17 protein-coding genes and 1 pseudogene are annotated in these 20,358 nt (G+C 42.6%); all 18 read left to right on the top strand.

Translation table 11 applies throughout. From position 1 onward, the window contains the following. Nucleotides 1-23 precede the first annotated feature (23 nt). Entirely contained in the window at nt 24-1,193 is a 1,170-nt protein-coding gene (locus RID09_RS11245) for an O-antigen ligase family protein (RefSeq protein WP_446336029.1), read from the top strand. Between the two features lie 34 nt (nt 1,194-1,227). Further along, nucleotides 1,228-1,623 (top strand): glycosyltransferase, encoded by a 396-nt coding sequence (locus RID09_RS11240; protein WP_446336028.1) that lies wholly within the window; start codon nt 1,228-1,230, stop codon nt 1,621-1,623. 22 nt (nt 1,624-1,645) lie between these two features. Beyond that, nucleotides 1,646-2,734: a glycosyltransferase gene (locus RID09_RS11235; protein WP_446336027.1), complete on the top strand. Its 1,089-nt coding sequence runs from the start codon at nt 1,646-1,648 to the stop codon at nt 2,732-2,734. Between the two features lie 54 nt (nt 2,735-2,788). After that, nucleotides 2,789-5,026 (top strand): non-hydrolyzing UDP-N-acetylglucosamine 2-epimerase, encoded by a 2,238-nt coding sequence (wecB, locus tag RID09_RS11230; RefSeq protein ID WP_446336026.1) that lies wholly within the window; start codon nt 2,789-2,791, stop codon nt 5,024-5,026. 10 nt (nt 5,027-5,036) lie between these two features. Beyond that, nucleotides 5,037-5,810, top strand: coding sequence for a class I SAM-dependent methyltransferase (locus RID09_RS11225; RefSeq protein WP_446336025.1), 774 nt, complete (start codon nt 5,037-5,039; stop codon nt 5,808-5,810). A 25-nt stretch (nt 5,811-5,835) separates the two neighbouring features. After that, complete coding sequence (locus RID09_RS11220) at nt 5,836-6,690, top strand: class I SAM-dependent methyltransferase (protein ID WP_446336024.1); 855 nt, start codon at nt 5,836-5,838, stop codon at nt 6,688-6,690. Nucleotides 6,691-7,172: 482 nt separating this feature from the next. Next, entirely contained in the window at nt 7,173-8,372 is a 1,200-nt protein-coding gene (locus RID09_RS11215; RefSeq protein WP_446336023.1) for a DegT/DnrJ/EryC1/StrS family aminotransferase, read from the top strand. Between the two features lie 68 nt (nt 8,373-8,440). Further along, complete coding sequence (locus RID09_RS11210; RefSeq protein ID WP_446336022.1) at nt 8,441-9,481, top strand: thiamine pyrophosphate-dependent dehydrogenase E1 component subunit alpha; 1,041 nt, start codon at nt 8,441-8,443, stop codon at nt 9,479-9,481. Between the two features lie 8 nt (nt 9,482-9,489). Beyond that, a complete protein-coding gene (locus tag RID09_RS11205; protein ID WP_446336021.1) occupies nt 9,490-10,479 on the top strand; it encodes an alpha-ketoacid dehydrogenase subunit beta in 990 nt (329 codons plus the stop codon). Between the two features lie 6 nt (nt 10,480-10,485). Next, complete coding sequence (locus RID09_RS11200; protein ID WP_446336020.1) at nt 10,486-11,214, top strand: sugar transferase; 729 nt, start codon at nt 10,486-10,488, stop codon at nt 11,212-11,214. 6 nt (nt 11,215-11,220) lie between these two features. After that, nucleotides 11,221-11,862, top strand: a pseudogene (locus RID09_RS11195) (MraY family glycosyltransferase); the annotation flags it as partial. Between the two features lie 364 nt (nt 11,863-12,226). Next, the gene (locus RID09_RS11190) at nt 12,227-12,391 is read left to right on the top strand and encodes a hypothetical protein (RefSeq protein WP_446336019.1); all 165 of its coding nucleotides are present in this window, start codon (nt 12,227-12,229) and stop codon (nt 12,389-12,391) included. Nucleotides 12,392-12,396: 5 nt separating this feature from the next. Beyond that, nucleotides 12,397-13,302, top strand: coding sequence for a CoB--CoM heterodisulfide reductase iron-sulfur subunit B family protein (locus tag RID09_RS11185; protein ID WP_446336018.1), 906 nt, complete (start codon nt 12,397-12,399; stop codon nt 13,300-13,302). 370 nt (nt 13,303-13,672) lie between these two features. Next, complete coding sequence (locus RID09_RS11180; RefSeq protein ID WP_446336017.1) at nt 13,673-14,377, top strand: response regulator; 705 nt, start codon at nt 13,673-13,675, stop codon at nt 14,375-14,377. A gap of 98 nt (nt 14,378-14,475) precedes the next feature. After that, nucleotides 14,476-15,612 carry a sensor histidine kinase gene (locus tag RID09_RS11175; RefSeq protein WP_446336016.1) on the top strand — a complete coding sequence of 379 codons (1,137 nt, stop codon included), beginning with the start codon at nt 14,476-14,478 and terminating at the stop codon, nt 15,610-15,612. A gap of 409 nt (nt 15,613-16,021) precedes the next feature. Beyond that, complete coding sequence (locus RID09_RS11170) at nt 16,022-18,310, top strand: TOMM precursor leader peptide-binding protein (protein ID WP_446336015.1); 2,289 nt, start codon at nt 16,022-16,024, stop codon at nt 18,308-18,310. Nucleotides 18,311-18,492: 182 nt separating this feature from the next. Then, entirely contained in the window at nt 18,493-19,032 is a 540-nt protein-coding gene (locus RID09_RS11165) for a hypothetical protein (RefSeq protein WP_446336014.1), read from the top strand. A 199-nt stretch (nt 19,033-19,231) separates the two neighbouring features. Continuing rightward, nucleotides 19,232-20,320 (top strand): amidohydrolase family protein, encoded by a 1,089-nt coding sequence (locus RID09_RS11160; protein WP_446336013.1) that lies wholly within the window; start codon nt 19,232-19,234, stop codon nt 20,318-20,320. The last annotated feature ends 38 nt before the right edge of the window (nt 20,321-20,358 follow it).

Raw genomic sequence — 20,358 nt, 5'->3', positions numbered from 1 at the left:
AAAATGTGATTATTTGGGTTACCATGAAAAAATCAATCATTGCTTTGTTAATGATAGCTAGTTCTTTAAATACAATATCTGGTTATTTTAAAATAGTTGGTTTTACGGCTTTATGTATCCTATTACTATTAAGTTTTTTTGAATTCGTTGTATATTTAGTTATAAAGCAAACACTTCCTCGCATGCTTCTTCCAATTTTGAGTACACTTGCAACATTTATTAGCATTTACCTGGCGGGATTGCTGAATTTTAAATTAAATATTCAAGATTGGATTGCAGTAGCTAAATTATTATTGATAATAATATTTTTTTTGAGCATGTCCTTAAAAGCGTGGAGTAGCAAAGACATCAAACTTTTTGCTATAGTATCCGCTTTATTTATCACAATAAATACTCTATGGTGGATTGCATCTGGTGGCAGTTATATATTATTCCAAGGTTACTTTGATAATCCAAATACTTTAGGATCGTATGTATATCTTTTGCTATTTTTTCCACTAGCGAGAAGTCTAGAAATATCTCGTTTTAGATATAAAATACTATGGTTTTCAATAATTATAATAGGATTTTTTGTTTTATTATCCACAAACTCCAGATCGTCATTATTAGCTTTAATTTTTACAGTTTTAGGCTATTTGCTGTGGAATAAAATAACTAAAACTAAGTGGACATATTATCTAACTTTACCAGTTTTTGTTTGTTTTTTAACTGTGGCACTACATATTTACCTAAGACTATATAACTCTCCTGATTCCATCGCTTACAATAGTTTTGTATATGAGCATACTGGAAAAAATCTCTTTAATGGAAGAACAACACTTTGGTTGCAATTAATTGATGCCATTTCATTTAAACCTTTATACGGCTATGGTCCAGCCACTCTACCAATAGACCTAGTTAATATTGATTTATCTGCACACAATTTTTACCTTCAGTTATTAATTCAAGTAGGAATTTTAGGATTCCTTAATTTTATAATAATAGTGGGGATGATTTGGCACATACTCTGGATAGGACGTGATAACTCGATTGTTCATTTAGCAGGAGCATTTTTGCTGGGGATTTTAGTTCACCAAATGTTTGAAGTAAGTCTTACTCAAAACAATCTCTCAGTTGGTTTGTTGCAATGGCTTATTATATCTATCGGAGTTAGCCGAAGTTTAGCTATTAGACATTACTCGTCCAACTGTTGAATTTTTAATAACTAAAATGTCGATGTATTATATTATGGAAATAATAATTTTAGCGTCAGTAAATTATATTCATGCACTACGTTGGGCTAATGAGCTTTCCCGGAGAGGGCATAAATTACACTTCATAAGTTCACATGATGGTAAGGAAAAATTAAATTCAAATATTAAGTTTCATAAAGTAAAATACTCATCTCCAGGAGGATATTTTCTAAATCTTATGTCATTAAAGGGACTAATAAAACAAATTCATCCTGATATTCTTCATGCACATTATGCTAGCGGTTATGGAACTTTAGGGCGTTTGAGTGGATTTTCTCCTTACGTACTTTCAGTTTGGGGTAGTGATGTCTATGATTTTCCTAATAAGTCACTCTTCAGGTTCAACAGCAGCACAGTTGGCTTGCTCGTGCAGCAAGAGTTGCGGAAGTAATGGCATCGAGTAAAGATATAATATGAAAATTGCATTTCTATCAGCGCTAAACTCAATTCACACCGTGCGATGGGTCAATACCTTTGCCGAACGCGGTCATGAGGTTCACTTAATTACTCAGCACGCCATGGAAGAGCCTGTAAACAATGATGTTTGTATTTACCAATTGCCTTTCAAGGCTAGATATGGATACTTGCTGAATGTGCCTACTGTTAAGGAAATTTTAGAAAATATCGCCCCAGATGTTTTGAATGTTCATTATGCAAGTGGATATGGAACATTAGGTCGCTTAAGTCATTTTCATCCTTTAGTTTTATCAGTCTGGGGAAGTGATGTGTATGATTTTCCTGTGAAAAGTCCTTTTCATCACGCCTTGATTGCGTCAAACCTACGTTCTGCTGACTGGGTTTGTTCAACTAGTGAAGTAATGGCACAACAAGTAATGCATATATGTCCAGATACCAAAAATATAAGCGTTACACCATTTGGTATTGATGTCCTAAAGTTTCAGCAAAATTCTGCATCAAAAAATAAAGAAACTATTACAATTGGTACAGTGAAGAAGCTAGAGAGAAAATATGGGATAGATATTCTTATACGTGCATTTGCAAAGGTCAAGAAAGTTCTAGAGTCAACTTTGCCAAATGTTGCACCAAGGTTACGACTATTGATTGTTGGTGGTGGTTCTCAGCAAAACACACTCAATTCCCTAGTTGACAAACTTGGCTTGCAAAATATCACTACTTTTACTGGGTTTGTGAGTCATGATCAGGTTCCTCATTACCTAAACCAGCTAGATATTTATGTGGCAGTGAGTCGCATGGAAAGCTTTGGTGTAGCAATTTTAGAGGCATCCGCTTGTAGTTTGCCTGTAGTTGTATCCAATGTTGGAGGACTTCCAGAAGTTGTGCAGGATGGGGAAACTGGATATGTCGTTGACCGAGAAAACCCAGATGCAACGGCAGAAGCACTGATTAAAATAATTCAAAATAACTCGCTTCGACGGCAGATGGGAGATGCAGGTAGGAAGCTGGTTTTGGAGAAGTATCAGTGGTCGAATAATGTATTAATTATGGAAGAGATATATTATCGAGTATTAAAGAAAACATGATTGATAATTTTGATAAACTGAAAAACAGTGATCGCTCTACGGGAAACTATTATCATGAAAATTCTAACTATTGTTGGCGCAAGACCCCAATTTATCAAAGCAGCCGCTGTGTCCCGCGCGATCGCGACTCATAACCAGCACCATCCAAACCAGCATGTCCATGAAGTCTTAGTTCACACGGGACAGCACTACGACTGGAATATGTCCAAGGTGTTTTTTGAGCAAATGCAGATTCCCCAGCCTGATTATCACCTTGACATCGGCGGACTATCTCATGGTGCGATGACTGGGAGGATGTTAGAAAAAATCGAGGCGGTAATTCTCAGCGAAAAGCCTGATCTGGTTCTTGTATACGGCGATACTAATTCCACGTTAGCAGGTGCTCTAGCCGCCGTAAAATTGCACGTTCCCGTCGCCCATGTAGAAGCTGGACTGCGATCCTATAATAAGCGAATGCCAGAAGAAGTGAATCGGGTTCTCACGGATCAGATTTCTCGCTGGTTATTTTGTCCAACCGAGACAGCCGTGAAAAACCTGGAGCGAGAGGGTATTCCTGATCAGGGACAGGTAATAGTGAACAATGTGGGAGATGTCATGTATGATGCTGTACTGTACTATCAGAAAATTGCCCAACCGACAGACGCGATCGCATCCTTAATCAATGAAAATGAGTCGTTTTACTTAGCTACCGTCCACCGAGCCGAAAACACAGATGACCCAGTACGACTCAATCACATTATGATTGTCCTACTGTCGAATTGTCTCGGCGTATTTACCGATAGTGGCGGTCTGCAAAAGGAAGCTTATTTCTTCCAGAAGCCATGCATAACCTTGCGAGACAAAACGGAATGGGTGGAACTCGTAAACTGGGGCTTTAATTGGCTAGTTGGGTCAGATTACGATAAAATTTTAAGTGCAGAAAAAAATATTAGTGAGCATAATCCTGATTATTCTATCTGTTTGTATGGTTCGGGAAATGCTGGTAAAAAAAATAGTAAAACTTTTCATCTCGAATTAATAGGTCAATTGAGTATGAATATATGGTTGATAACAATCGGCGAACCTTTACCCAATGAAGGAAATACTAGACTTTTAAGAACGGGAATTATTGCCAAACTCTTGATATCCCAAAATCACCAAGTTCTATGGTGGACATCTACTTTTAATCATACAATAAAAAAAACACGATACTATCAAGATACTCAAATCGAGTTAGCAAAAAAATTTAAACTATATTTATTACATTCCATTGCCTATCCACATAACATTTCAATACAGCGACTTATAAATCACTATGGCATTGCCCAAAAATTTACCCGACTAGCCGAATTTGAACAAAAACCAGATATAATCTTATGTTCTTTACCAACATTAGAACTGAGTTTAGCCGCCAGTAGATATGGACGAAAGAATCAAATCCCTGTAGTTTTAGATGTACGGGATTTATGGCCTGATATCTTTATCAAAGTCGCACCCAGTTGGACAGGGGGATTAGCCCAAGTACTTCTACTGCCGATGTTTAAAACAGTCAGAACCGCTTGTAGTCAAGCTACTGCAATTTCAGGAATTACACCAGCTTTTGTGGATTGGGGAGTTAGATACGCTGGTAGAAAGCGTTCTGACTTAGATCGAGATTTTCCCCTAGCTTATAGTGAAGTAATACCAAGTCAAAAAGCTATTGTAGCTGCTGAAAATTTTTGGCAAAAGCAAGGAATTAGTAAAAATTTTCATGCTTTTTTTATTTGCTTCTTTGGCACAATAAGCCATCAATTTGAATTGCGTGCAGTTATTGAAGCCGCCAAGAAAATTAACTATCATCACCAAGGTATTCGTTTTGTTTTTTGTGGTGTAGGAGATAGGTTAGAATTTTATAAAGATCTAGCTAAAAATTGTAAAAATATTTTATTTCCGGGGTGGGTAGGATCAGCAGAAATTTGGACATTAATGAGACTTTCATCAATTGGTATAGCCCCTTATCACAGTAGCCCTGACTTCCAGATGTCTATTCCTAACAAAATCATTGAATACCTATCAGCCGGTTTACCTATTATCTCAAGTTTACAAGGAACTGTACAGAAACTCTTATCCGAGTATAACTGTGGCGTCACTTATTCTAAGGAAAATGCTGATGAATTGGCCGATACCTTGCTCGATTTACATGATCATCCTGAGCGGCTAAAGACAATGTCTCAAAATGCTCAGTTTCTGTATAATTCAAAGTTTGTTGCAGAGAAAGTGTATAGTGATATGATTGACTATCTCGAGGCAATCGCTACCAGCCATCTAACCTAAAGGACGTGAAATGTCACTTAACTACTGCGATGTAACTGAACTGGCAGGAGATCGAGTCACTCAGGCACAAGTAGAGCGTCTGTGTCATCGTTACTATTGGGCAGGGAACTACTGTACAGACAAGGACATCTTAGAGGTTGCCTGCGGTACAGGTGCTGGTCTGGGTTACCTAGCTAAACAGGCTAGAAGTATCAATGCGGGTGACTATACAAGTGAGATACTCAGCATTGCTCAAGCTCATTACGGAAATAGAATCGAACTTAGACAGTTTGATGCTCAAAATATACCCTATGCCGATCGCTCAATGGATGTTATTATCCTATTTGAAGCTATATATTACATACAATCAGTGCAAAAGTTTATCGACGAGTGTCAGCGTATCTTGAAACCGGGTGGTAAGGTCTTAATCGCAACAGCTAACAAGGACTTATATGATTTCAATCCCAGTCCCTATAGCTATAAATATTATGGTGTTGTTGAACTCAATGAGTTATTCGCAAGCCAAGGATTTACAGCAGAGTGTTTCGGTAGCACTCCTGTTGAGAAACTTGCATGGCGTCAGCGAATTTTGCGTCCTATTAAAAAACTAGCAGTAAGCTTGGGACTGATTCCCAAGACAATGGGTGGCAAAAAGCTTTTAAAAAAGCTAGTATTTGGTAAATTGATCGAGATGCCTGCCGAAATAACAGAAGGTATGATACACTATATAGAACCTATAAAATTGCCTGTCACTGAACCGGATAGAAAACATCAAGTAATTTATTGTGCTGCTACTTGGAAGTAAACATCAATAAATGAGGATTAGAGAAATGATGATTGATGTAGAGAATTTAATGGAGAGCTTGAATAAAATCACTAGTATATCCAATGAAGAATGGATAAATTCGTTAACTAAAAGAAAACTGGAAGAGCTAGAATTTCATGACACTCACAGAGATGAATCTCAGGTGGGATCTTTAGATAAAGATACCTACGAAAAGCTATACGGAAACAAAAAGTATTATCAGGCGACTGAGCTTTCTAAGGTTTATGTTGATAACTGGATTAATACTTATGCCAAAGATAAAATTTTTTTGGACTATGCTTGTGGTAATGGTTTTAATGCTATAAAAGCAGCTAAGGCAGACGCCAGATTAAGCATTGGTATAGATATTAGCTCAGTATCAGTTATAAATGCACGCAAACATGCAGACATAAATCATTTATCAGATAAAACTTTTTTTGTACAAGCTGATTGTGAAAATACTCAAATACCCGAAGAATCAATTGATGTAATTATCTGTTCAGGTATGCTACACCACCTCGATTTATCATACGCTTTTCCAGAACTGCGTAGAATTCTAGCTCCGGGTGGAAGAATACTTTGTGTAGAAGCTTTAGACTACAATCCACTGATAAAACTGTACAGACACCTCACTCCTCAGATGCGTACTGAATGGGAGAAAGCTCATATATTAAATTTATCTGATGTTAAATTTGCCCAAAGATTCTTCAATATAGGAGAAATTAGGTACTGGCATATTTTAAGTGTTTTTGCACCCAAAATTTCGCTTTCACTACTACCGTTGTTAAATTCGGCAGACCAAATTTTAACAAGATTGCCACTACTGCAATTAATGGCTTGGATTTTTACCTTTGAATTAATCAAGCCTAAAGTTGAATAAAACAATTTAAATCAACTCGATCATGTCCTAATGATTGCCCATAATTGCAATGCTGTAAAAACAAGGATTTCAGGCATCTTTATTAAGGGGTTTGCTCAGACATGATATGATGCATTATTAAGCCAATACAAAGAGTTATTTTTTTATAGCTATACGGGTATAGCTGCACTAACGTTATGACTAAGAATGGTGTAATCAAAAAAAATTAGCGCCTAAGCTCTATTCAAATCAAAATTTTCACAAAGAAGATGGTCAGGAATCCCATCTCTTTTAAGGCTAGGAGGAATGATCGGCTGACTGCCGTCATTGGTTAGGGCTTAGTTGGAAAGTTTCCTCCAAACTTAAGCAGCCACAACCTGAAGGATCATCCGTCATTAGTGATTCCAGCTCATCTTCGGATGTAAACGAGAAGGAACTAAAACTAACGAATGACGAAGGTCTAATGACGAATGAAATGAAATCCCACGACCATAATGCTTGGAATGAGCTTAAGATTGCTTGTCAAGGAGTTGGCAAGTGCATTACCATTACTACATGGTGTGAGTGAGCGATCAATGCAAAATCAGAAAGTTAATCGTAAAGTTCCGTTCTTTGATTTTCCCACCCTGTTTACGGAACACGAAGCAGAGTATGTCCAAATATTTCGTGAAGTAGCCTCTCGTGGGAGTTTCATTCTGCAACGAGACATAGCGGAATTTGAGAACAACATTAAGTCTTTTCTCAACGTTAAGCACGCGATCACTGTCTCGGACTGCACCAACGCTATTCTGCTGGGGTTGAGGGCATTAGGGATTGGTGGAGGAGATGAAGTTATTCTCGCCTCTCACAGCTTCGTCGCCGCAGCCCAATCAATCCATTACACAGGCGCAACGCCAATCCCCGTAGAAATAGCAAGTGATCGCCTAGTTGAACCCAAAGCTGTCGAACAGGCAATTACCTCCAAGACAAAGGCAATTATGCCAGTTCATGTCAACGGTCGCATCTGCAACATCGAGGCGTTAATCAACATTGCCCAACACCACAATCTTCTCATTGTAGAAGATGCTGCTCAAGCGTTAGGCGCAACCTTCCAGGGAAAATATGCTGGAACATTCGGCAGTTTCGGTACCTTTAGCTTTTACCCCTCAAAGGTTCTCGGTTGTTTGGGGGACGGAGGTATACTCGTCACTAACGATGACGACCTTGCCCGTCGTGTACTATTAATGCGAAATCATGGTGCAGACCCAGACCAAGACAAAAAAATAGTCGCTTGGGGAACAAACTCGCGCCTCGACAATATCCAAGCTGCCATTCTCAATTACAAACTGGGGCATTTTGCTGAGGATATCGCTAGAAGACGGGCGATCGCTCGAAAATATCACCAAGCCTTTTGTGATATTAAAGATTTAGGACTCCCACCCGCCCCCGATAGAGATCCGGATTACTTCGACGTTTACCAGAATTACGAAATTGAGTCGGGAAGGCGCGACGAGTTGCGTAGTTTCCTTGCTGAACGAGGAATTGGCACCATTATCCAGTGGGGGGGAATTCCCTTGCATCAAATGACCCATCTGGGTTTTAACCAGCACCTCCCTATCACTGACAGATTTTTTGAGCGTTGCTTCCTCCTACCTATGAATCATATGCTCAGTGATGATGATACGGATTACATTTGTGAGACAGTCCAAGACTTTTACAGTTAAGGGCTAGGTTAGCAGATCACAGGCGGTGATTTGAAAATAACTAGCAACTGACAAAGGATAAATTTCAAATGACATTACCTCTTGATTTAGGCATCTTAGCTGACTCCAATCAACTCCATGAGCCTTTAATCATTGATGGCTGTGACTCTCAACTTCTTATTTCCCAACTCAAGCGGATGATCCTCATCCGTAAAACCGAAGAAATGGTTGCCAACCTAGTGGAAACGAAAGAAGCCAAATGTCCCTGCCATTTAGCTATTGGTCAAGAAGCAACTGCCGTTGGTGTTGCCGCCCACCTCACACCCAGAGATCGCATTTTTGGCTGCCACCGTTCTCACGCTCATTACCTGGCCTTAGACGGCGATCTCTATACCCTATTTGCTGAAATTCTAGGGAAAGTTACAGGCTGTTCTGGGGGGATGGGCGGATCGATGCATCTCTATGATCCAGAACATGGACTGATGGGAACGGTTCCCATTGTTGCGGCAACTATTCCCATTGCTACTGGGGCAGCTTTAGCCGCAAAAATGGACAAGACTACAGATATTGCTATTAGCTTTTTTGGTGACGGTGCAACTGACGAAGGCGTTTTTCACGAAAGCCTCAATTTTGCCTCAGTAATGAACCTGCCTATCATTTTTGTCTGCGAAAATAATCTTTTTTCCAGTCATCTTCACATCAGTATCCGCCAACCCCATAACTCTATTGCCCGTTATGCGACTGCACATGGAATTGCCGCTAGGGTTGTTGATGGTAATAACGTGGTAGATATCTCTCAAGTCATGGGGGAATTAGTTAAGCAGGCAAGGGAAGAACGAAAACCTGCTCTCTTAGAAAGCGTTACCTACCGTTGGCGGGGTCATGTGGGACACAGGGAAGACTTGGATGTGGGGGTTAAACGCACAACTCAACTGGGTTTATGGAAAAAGCGCGATCCCATTGCTCGATTGATAAAAGCCCTAGAAAATCAATCCATTCTTACCCGTGATGAATTGATAGTACTCGACCAGGAAATTGAGACGTTAATCACAACGGCTCTTGAGGAAGCCAGGAAAGCACCCTATCCTGATGCCAGCCAGTTGTTGAATTGTGTTTATTACCAGAGGTAAAAACATCCATGCCCATCAAAAATTATGGAGAGGCAATCCGCGAAGCCTTTGATTACCTTTTAGGGCAGTACCCTAACGTTTTTACGATCGGTCAAGGCTTATGGAGTCCCTGGTATGTGGGTAACTCTATGACCGAACTAGAAATCAAGTTTGGCAAGGATCGGGTAATTGATACCCCTGTCTCGGAACTTGCTACTACTGGCGCAGCAGTTGGTGCATCCCTGTGCGGTTACAGGCCAATTGTAATTCATCCGCGCGTAGACTTTGCTCTCCTCGCTACCGACCAAATTGTCAACCAGGCGGCGAAGTGGTGTCATATGTTTGGCGGTAAAGCTCATGCTCCTGTCACTTTCCGCTGCATTATTAACCGTGGTGGCGAACAAGGCGCACAGCATTCTCAATCCCTCCACTCTTGGTTTGCTCACATCCCGGGTTTGCGAGTTGTCACCCCTTACAGTCCTGAGGATGCCAGAGATTTGTTAATTGCTAGCGTCCTATGCAACGACCCAGTTATGTACATTGATGACCGTTGGCTTTACAACCATCAAGCCGACTTACCCCCCATCAAAGAGTATGATTTAGCAATTCAAGGAGCCAAGCGCATAATAAAAGGTGAGGATATAACTCTAGTAGGAAATGGATTCACGACCCATCTTTGTGTGGAAGCGGCAAAACAACTTCAATCCCAAAACATTAGTTGCGAAGTTATCGACTTACGCATCCTCAATCCTCTAAAGATTGAGGCAATTTGGGATTCTGTGAAACACACGGGACGGCTTTGCGTCATAGATGGTGACTGGCAAAATTGTGGCATTGCTGGCGAAATTATTGCTTCCGTAGTAGAATATTTACCGATCGGAACATTATTGGCTCAACCGATGCGTTTAACCTTGCCTAATGCCCCTGCTCCAACCAGTAAAAGCCTGGAAAGTATTTATTATCTAAAAGTAGAGGATATCTGTAAAAAAATTAAAACAATAGTAACGAAGAAAAGATGATAACAGATGATAAAGAGAGTATTTGATATAATATTTTCCTTACTTGGGCTGATTATTACTATGCCTTTACTAATTCCAGTATGTATTTTGATATGGCTACAAGATTTTTCATCTCCTTTCTACATTGCTCCTCGTGTTGGTAAAGATGGCAAAATTTTTAAGATGATTAAATTGCGTTCCATGACTGTTAATGCTGACCGAGTAGGAGTTGATTCTACAAGCGCAAACGATCCTCGTATTACAGCAATTGGTAAATTTATCAGATCGTATAAGCTGGACGAGTTGTCACAGCTTTGGAATGTTTTGAAAGGAGACATGAGTCTTGTTGGACCTCGTCCTAATGTCCCTAGAGCAGTTGCGGTTTACACAGAACTTGAAAAAGGGTTATTGAAGGTTAAACCAGGAATTACTGACTTAGCTTCTATTGTTTTTTCTGATGAAGGCGAAATCCTTCAAGATAGTCAAGATCCCGATTTTGACTATAACCAAGTAATTAGACCTTGGAAAAGTCGCTTAGGTTTACTTTATGTGGAGACTAATTCTTTAGCTCTTGACATCAAACTAATTTTTATCACAGGTATTGCTATTATTTCTCGTGAAACAGCCTTGTCTGGAGTACAAAAACTCTTAAGTGAACTGGGGGCAGATGATCAACTAAAGCACGTAGCCAGAAGGCAAGAAAAACTGATGCCTTTTCTTCCTCCTGGGGCTAAAGCAATTATTTGGTATCGCTGAAGAATAATCGCGTGTTTCGGTTCCTTCCCCCTACCCTGGCTCCCTAACTTCGGTATGGTGGGTCAAATGATCGCGATCGCACTCACCCTAATTGGCATCACCGCCCTAATTAACTTCTACAACTTCATGGATGGTTTAGATGGTCTAGTTGCCAGCGTCACCGCCCTCCAGATGGCATTCCTAGCACTCTACCTCAACCAACCCCTACTCTGGCTGCTTACCGCCGCCCTCCTGGGTTTTCTCTGGTGGAATTGGTCTCCCGCGAAAATCTTTATGGGCGATGCAGGTAGCACCGTCTTGGGAGCCAGTGTCGCTATCGCCCTGCTCAATACCAATAACCCCGTACAAGCCTGGTCTGCTCTCGCCGTGACACTCCCACTCACCGCTGATGCCATCTACACCCTGATCCGTCGCCTCATCCGCCAAGAAAACATCTTTAAGGGGCATCGTAGTCACATTTACCAGCGGCTTCAACAATCCGGTTGGACTCATCGCCAAGTCGCCCTCACCTACCTCACCGCCACCAGTATGATTGTCTTATTAATTACCACTCTAGGGACTCTGGGGAGTTGGTTCAGTTTAGTTGGGGTACTCATGGCGATCGCGATCGCGCAAATGTATCTCCAGGCGACGAGGGCGATCGTTTAGCTGACTTTTCACTGTATGTGGCGCAATTAATGAAGGTACGTTTTGACCCTTCACAACCCTTGAGGGTACGGCGCATGAATGTGTAGGGGCGGGTTTCACTACTATCTCTTCGGTGACACCCAGATGTGACTAAACCCGCCCCGACTTTCGCCAATTTCAAGACTTCCGGTGAAAAGTCAGAATCATCTAGAGCGTCGCCCCTACCCAATCCCTGATTTCTGGAACGGGATCAAACTAACCCCATCAGACATGTGATTCAAGGCTCAATCCATCATCTCGCGATCGCGAGATGATGCTCCCCAGTATAATGTCGGCAACATCATTGTCCTCAGTCGAATGGCACACTGATTAAGACTGGTGGGCAATGCCAAACATACGGTCTATCTTGCGATCGCGAGATGATGCTCCCCAGTATACTGTCGGCAACATCATTGTCCTAGGTCATCCTCACTCAAAGCATCTGGATCAATTGCCAACGCTACCCATTAAGATTAGCGATGGGATAATTGATCCTGAGAATCCAGATTAACTGCTATGCCATCTCAAACCCTAAAATACGCTTACTTTCCCGGTTGTGTCGCCCAAGGCGCTTGCCGAGAATTGTACCAATCAACCGCAGCCCTGACTCAAGCCTTGGGCATTGAACTGATTGAACTGAAAAAAGCTTCCTGTTGCGGTTCTGGCACATTTAAGGAAGATTCCCGGTTGCTGGAAGATACCGTAAATGCCCGTAATATTGCCTTGGCGGAGGAACTCAATCTACCCCTGTTGACCCATTGCAGCACCTGTCAGGGAGTTATTGGTCATGTTGATGAACGCTTAAAGGAATTTCAACAGAGTGATCCGGGCTATGTGGATCAAATTAATGGCTTACTGAAAAAAGAGGGTTGTTCTCCTTATAAGGGGAACAGCGAAGTCAAGCACTTGCTGTGGGCGTTAGTTACCGATTATGGACTAGACGCCTTACGAGAACGGGTTACCCGAAAGCTAAGCGGGTTAAAATGTGCCGCCTTCTACGGCTGTTATTTGCTCCGAGGACAAACCACAATCCCTTATGACAACCCGTTTCACCCCGAATCGATGGAAAATGTATTCCGATCCGTTGGGGCAACTCCTGTCTATTATCGGGGACGAACCCAGTGTTGTGGTTGGCCCATTGCCAGTTATGCGACTGAGCAATCCTTCCAAATGGCAGGAAAACATATCCAAGAAGCCATTGACGCTGGGGCGGATTGTATGGTAACGCCTTGTCCGTTGTGCCACCTGAATCTTGACTCTCGTCAACCGGAAGTGGAAAAAGTAATTGAGCGCAAGCTGGGATTACCTGTGTTACATTTACCGCAATTAGTCGCCTTGGCGCTAGGGATTCCACCAAAGGAGTTGGGGTTGAGTAAGCATATTGTGTCCACAAGACCTGTTTTAGAGAAATTGGGCTTATGATCCATTCCCCTACCCGAGCCTCGACTTCTTGAAGATTGGGAATCTAAATTAGCGATCGCATCCGCAACGGATGAACGAAACATTTATAATTCCCCTGTAGGGGCGACCCGCTTGACCTAATTCACAACACCAGTCCATTCAATGGGGTCGGGTCGCCCTTTACTCAACCACCTGTATCAGAAAGGGTTTCTTAGGAATTATATCTGTCACCATAAAGGTGAGGACTTTCTTGATAGCTAGAAACTACCACGTAAGTAGTCGGAGAAAAGAAAACGGCACGCTCACGCTTGTTTTGTAAATAATCCTCAAACCCTTACAAATGAAGAATGACGATCAAAAGCGTTCACTGTAATTGTTCCCACCTACTTATATGGATATTTTAATCGTTGAAGACGAAGCGGAAATCGCCAAACTCATCCAACTAGCCCTAGAACGGGAAGGATTTACCTGCTACTCCTGTCGCGATGGACTAGCCGCCTTGCAAGCATTCCAAACCCAGCAACCGGATGTAATTATTCTGGACTTAATGCTACCCGGATTAGATGGACTGGAAGTTTGCGCCAGAATTCGCCAAAAACCGGGACCCAAAGACCCCTATATTCTAATGCTGACGGCGAAGGGAGAGGAAATTGACCGCGTAATTGGTCTATCAACAGGTGCTGATGATTACCTCGTCAAACCCTTTAGCCCTACCGAACTGGTGGCGAGAGTCCGGGCGCTATTGCGGCGTAGTTTGCGTCACGGCGGACAGTCCCTCGTCTACCGTACTCAACATTTTACCGTAGATGTGGATCAACATACTGCTAGTCGCCAACTGGATTCTGAGGAATCAGAACCCCTGGATTTAACCACGTTAGAATTTAATCTGTTAGCCACCTTTATCAGTCAACCCGGTCGAGTTTGGAATCGTACTCAACTGATTGATAAGCTTTGGGGGAATGACTTCTTTGGTGATGAACGGGTGGTTGATACCCATGTCGCCCGATTGCGAAAAAAAATAGAACCTGATCCGAGTAATCCTACTTTTGTTAAAACCGTTATCGGCGTTGGTTATAAATTTGAAGATAGCCCGTAGGGATTTGGTCACCAAACCCCTCTTATATAAATTTCTGGTGTTGTTAAGTAGACCAAGCGGGTTGCCCCTACAGGTTGTTATACCATTTCTCTTTAATCATGAGTAAAACCGGTTTACGCCGCCGCCAATCCTTACCCTTAGTCTCGCGCCTGTTTCTCTCCCATTTGTTGGTGATGATTGTCGGCGTGGGTTCCCTGTTAATTATCAGTAAACTCTCTTCGCCGCGCTTCTTTATTTTGCATCTGCAACAACTAGAAGGCAAAGGCGTTATCTTTCGCGTAGCCCGTACCTCCCTATTACAAGGATTTCAAACCGCCTGGAATCGCGGCACGTTTTGGTCGGTTATCGTTGGGACAACGGCGGCTGGAGGACTTAGTTACTGGTTGTCTCGTCGCATTGTCAAACCCCTGACTCAAATCGAAGACATTACTCAACAATTTGCGGCGGGTAAGCTAGATAAACGACTTCCGCCCAGTGAAATTCCTGAAATTAATCAACTCGCCACCAGTTTTAATCAGATGGCGGTGAGTTTAGAAGATGTAGAACAGCGGCGGCGAGATTTAGTCAGTGATTTGACTCATGAACTGCGAACCCCTCTGACGGTACTGCGAGGTTATTTAGAAGAACTTGCCACACACAGGATGGAAGCAACGCCTGCAATGTATCAGCAGTTGGCAAAAGAAACGCGACGGTTGGAACGGTTAATTAACGATTTACAGGAACTCTCCAAAGCCGAAGCCGGTTATCTGCCCATAAAAGTTGAACCCGTAAATGTGCGTCCCTTGTTAGAATCACTGGTGCAAAAGTTTGCCGATCAGGTTTTGGAAGAAGGTCCTGTATTGCATTTAGATTGTCCAGAAAAATTGCCTCGGGTATTGGCAGATAGTGACCGATTGGAACAAGTATTGGTGAATCTTTTAGGCAATGCGATTCGACATACTCCAACGGGTGCGATTACCGTTCGGGTGTGGATAGAACGGGACGGGAGAAAAGGAATTATTCCTCGGTTATCGATTGCGGTAACCGATACGGGTATGGGTATTGCCCCAGAGAATGTCCCTCATGTGTTTGAACGGTTCTGGCGGGCGGAAAAGTCGCGCAATCCGAATACCGGGGGAACGGGGATAGGGTTAGCTATCTCGAAGCGGTTGGTGGAATTGCAAGGGGGTGAGATTGAGGTAGAAAGTCAGCTAGGGGTTGGCAGTACGTTTCGGTTTTATCTGCCCTTAGCATAACTCTTATGTCAAGGTAAACAGAGATTCAGTTCCTTCGCTACATTTAAGCTAGGGCGAGTCGAGACAGGTTAATTTTAACACCGCCATATTTGAGCAGCGACTCGCCCCTACAATCTACAATTTCAATAATTGCTACAACTGTTGTAAGCCTGACAATCTTTATGATGGACAATTGGCAGTAGAGACGTTGCATGCAACGTCTCTACATAAATGATGTGTCCTAACTTAATTTACTCGGGTCGCCCTCTCCTCAACGTCCTGTGTCAGAACGTGTTTCTTGACAAAATTTATTTCGCCATCTAATAATTAACGTAGTTAATGGGTAAACATGTCGAATTCTGAGCGTTAATGGTGCGGATTTTTAGGTTCCCATCTAAGTACGAACGAGCCACAGTTATATTTGATAAATATGCTCAATAAGCCCAAATTTAAACAATGCTTTCATGTTGAAATAGTCGAACCAGAAACAGTATTTTTGTTGTCGGAGCGAGGTTCGATTCAACTTAATCGTCATCTCTATCAACAATTAGTGCCGTTAATCGATGGGGATCACACAGTTGAGGAAATTATTGATCAAATCCTCCAGCATCTATCTGCGGAAACTATTTCGTTTCAAGAGATGCTCAATACTAGCGTCATGGCGCGACATGCCTTGATGCAGATGGAACAGAAGGGATACATTGTAGAAAGTGAGTCTCTATTGCCCGATAATTTAGCCAGCTTCTGCGAGATGCTAAATGTTGATGTTCAGAAGGCTTACCAGCGATTGCAAACGACAAAAGTAGCAGTACAACATCTTGGTTCTCTGTCTACTTCTGAGTTCCTAACTACCCTGGAATCGCTACAGATTCAAGTTGCGGATCAGGGAGATATTGATATCGTATTAACCGATGACTATTTGCACGTTGATTTAGAAGCATTTAATCAAAATGCATTACAATCTCAACGTCCCTGGATGCTAGTTAAACCCGTGGGGACGGTGGTTTGGCTCGGACCAATTATTGAGCCAGGAAAAACGGGCTGCTGGCACTGTTTAGCGCAACGCTTACGGGATAACAGACCAATAGAACGCTTTATCCAAAAACAGCAGCACCGTCCGACACCGATACCGATTCCTTTAACGTCTTTTCCGGCTAGCGTACAAACCGCTTTGGGAATGGCAGCAACGGAGGTGTTTAAATGGATTGTTTTGGGCGAAAATCAACGGTTAACAGGGGTTCTGGTTACTCACGATACTTTATCCTTAGACACCCGAAATCATCGTCTAGTTAAGCGTCCGCAATGTCCCCGTTGTGGACTGACTCAGACGTTGAACCGTAAACCTTTACCGATTATTCTGGGACACCGGAAGAAGAGTTTTACCACAGATGGCGGACATCGTTATTGTTCACCGGAAGAAACGCTGAAAACCTATCACCATCACCTGAGTCCGATTACGGGTGTTGTGCGAGAATTGACCCGGTTAGAGACAGGTGTCAATCATTTAACTCATACTTATATCGCCAAGCATCATTTCGCCACACTGTTTGATGATCTCAACACGTTACGCCAAAATCTTGGGGGTCGCAGTGCGGGAAAAGGTCGAACGGATGCTCAAGCCAAAGCTAGTGGTTTTTGTGAGGCGATCGAGCGCTATTCTGGGGTGTTTCAGGGGGACGAAATTCGAGAAAAAGGGAGTTATCACAGGCTGGGCGATCGCGCGATTCATCCGAATACCTGTATGAATTTTAGCCCTAGTCAATATGAAACTCGTCAAGACTGGAATAACAAATGTTTGGGGTGGTTTCAAAAAGTTCCTGAACCCTTTGACGAGGAACGAGAGCGAGAATGGACGCCAGTTTGGTCGTTAACGGATCAAGGGTTTAAGTATTTGCCTACGGCTTACTGTTATTATGGCTATCCTCAATCCGAAAAACCCGATTGTTGGGCAGATTCTAATGGTTGTGCCGCCGGAAATACGATAGAAGAAGCTATCCTGCAAGGGTTTATGGAATTAGTGGAACGGGATAGTGTGGCGTTATGGTGGTATAACCGGATTCAACGCCCCAAGGTGGATTTAGAGAGTTTTGATGACCCCTATTTTCATGAGTTAAACGAGTATTACCAAAGCCTGCATCGGGAACTCTGGGTGCTCGATATTACCAGTGATTTGAATATTCCTGTATTTGCGGCGATTAGTCGGCGGTGCGATCGCGCGGTGGAAGATATCGTTTTGGGGTACGGCGCTCATTTTGACCCGAAAATTGCCATCCAACGGGCGTTGACAGAGGTGAACCAGATCCTCCCTTCGGTGTTAAGGGCAAATGCTGATGGCAGTACATTCTATAATCCTGGGGCTGATCCGATGGCGCTGGACTGGTGGAAAATAGCAACGGTGGCGAATCAGCCGTATTTAGTTCCCGATGAGAGTATGGCGGTAAAGGTACAGTCAGATTATCCGCAAGTGTGGAGTGATGATCTCAAAGATGATGTGATTCGCTGTCAGCAACTTGTCGAGAACCGGGGGATGGAACTGCTGGTGCTGGATCAGACTCGTCCTGATATCGGACTCAAGGTTGTCAAGGTGATTGTTCCCGGAATGCGCCACTTCTGGAAACGGCTGGGTTCGGGACGGTTATATCAGGTTCCGGTAGAATTGGGGTGGTTGAAAGCGCCGCTTCCGGAAAATCAACTCAATCCATTCCCGATGTGGATGTGAGTCCAGCGAACTCATCCTGAAAACAACGATATGCTTAGTTTGTTAAGAATAATGTAGAACTGTTGAGTGTACTGCCAATGTTGTTCATAATATTTGAAAAAAGAATAATCAAATCAAATTAGTACCTTGTGTGACCCGCTCAAGTAAATACGTCAAGTAAATACGATTGGAAAGCTGGACTAATGAAAGACTTGAAAATAAAAGAGTTAGTTGAATGGTCTCATTGCAAAACTAGCGCTCCCTCATTCCGGGTATACCCAGAAAACCATCCCTGTAACTACGAGACACTTTTTTCCCTGTTATCGAAACAATGCAAACTTCTTTCTCAACTGATTGCTACTTCATGGCTAAATGGTGAAAAAGCAACGCAGATTCGGGAAATATTCAGAAAAGCTAAGAGGGAAGATGATTCAGATTTGAAGGATTTGTTGACGGGAAAGAAATCAGAATTGTGGGATCAGCCTATTTTTGATGAGACGGAAATAGACAGGTATGAATTCGAGATCACATTAGATTCGTTCGAGGGTTCTTTAATTGAAACGGGGAAAGTATCTCCTGCTTTTAAAATGACCTTGCCTTATCCTCCACGCCCAGCCCTGGGTGAATTGACTGTAACTTACGCAGAAATAGAAGAATGGGTAAAGGAACCAATAGTAGAAGAGAACGGTATCACAAAAGATTTCGTTCCTCCTTCACTCTATATTCCCTGCTCATCTTGCTAATACAGCAAGTCATAAAGTTACCCAGGTTTCAAACTAGCTAAATCGAGTCATGAAAGCCGTAATAGTTTAACGACCTGTATTTTCCCATCAAGTGAATCCCCCGTCTGAAGGATGGGGGATTTCCTGTCAGTAGCATTCCATTTGAGATTTGGATTCTAGAACCTTCAGTATATCGTCGCTAATTAAAGAATCAGAAATCATGCTTAACGGATATCAAATTATTGATGCAGATGCTCATGTATTCGAGCCGCAAGATCTTTGGCACAAGTACCTAGAACCAGGGTTAAAGCGGTTTGCCCTAACGTCACCCAATATAACGATTCAGGGTGAAAAAATTTACAGCAAAATGTCTAATGACATTCACAATTATGCCGTAAGAAATATTGGACGCAATCACCCCACAGATGCCATACCCAATGGTTTTGACTCAGAATCTCAAGTTAGGGCAATGATGCAGATGGGAGTTGATATCTCATTTCTCTATCCCAGCCTGGGATTGTGGGTGATGGGAATCGATAGCATGACACCGCAACTGGCTGGAGCATTTACCAGAGCCTACAATAATTGGTTACATGACTTTTGTAGCTATAACCCGCAAATTCTCAAAGGGGTGGGAGCAATCAACTTACACGATCCTGAAGAAATGCTTCCTGAATTGCACCGAGTTGTAGCCTTTGGTTGGAATGCCGTTTTTTTGCGCTCCAACCCCGTTAAGGGACGACTGCTGAGTGATCCCGCCTACGAGCCATTTTGGACGGAGTGCGAAGCGTTAGGGGTAGCGGTGGGGATTCATGAAAGTGGTAGTCACAGTCGTTTACCAACCACTGGCGCGGATCGCTTTAACACCCGTTTTGGGATGCACGCCTGCTCTCATCCAATGGAACAGATGATGGCATTGTTAGCGCTGATTGAAGGTGGCGTGTTAGAGCGTCACCCTAACCTGAGAGTCGGCTTTCTCGAATCTGGCTGTGGTTGGTTACTCTATTGGCTGTGGCGTCTGGATGAAGAGTATGAGGAGTTAGGTTGGGAAGTGAAGAATAACGTTAAAATGAAGCCGTCCGACTACTTCCGTCGCCAGTGCTTTATCACGATTGAGCCTTCTGAGCCTTATCTGGATCGGGTTATTCAGGATATTGGCGTCGAGAATTTGCTCTTTGGTTCTGACTATCCTCACATGGATCATAAGCAGGATATTGTGGAAAGAGCCGTGGCACTTCATGAACAACTGGGTGAGGAAACAGTGCGAAAGATTCTTTGGGATAACCCGGCTCGTTTTTATGGATTGTAGCCATTTTATCACCAAATTATGGCTAAAATAGAAAAAAA

Origin of the sequence: Coleofasciculus sp. G1-WW12-02 (assembly GCF_040219735.1) — a bacterium.
Lineage (GTDB): Bacteria > Cyanobacteriota > Cyanobacteriia > Cyanobacteriales > Coleofasciculaceae > Coleofasciculus.
Note: the sequence above shows the minus strand (reverse complement) of the source record. Positions and strands in the feature narration are given on the sequence as shown.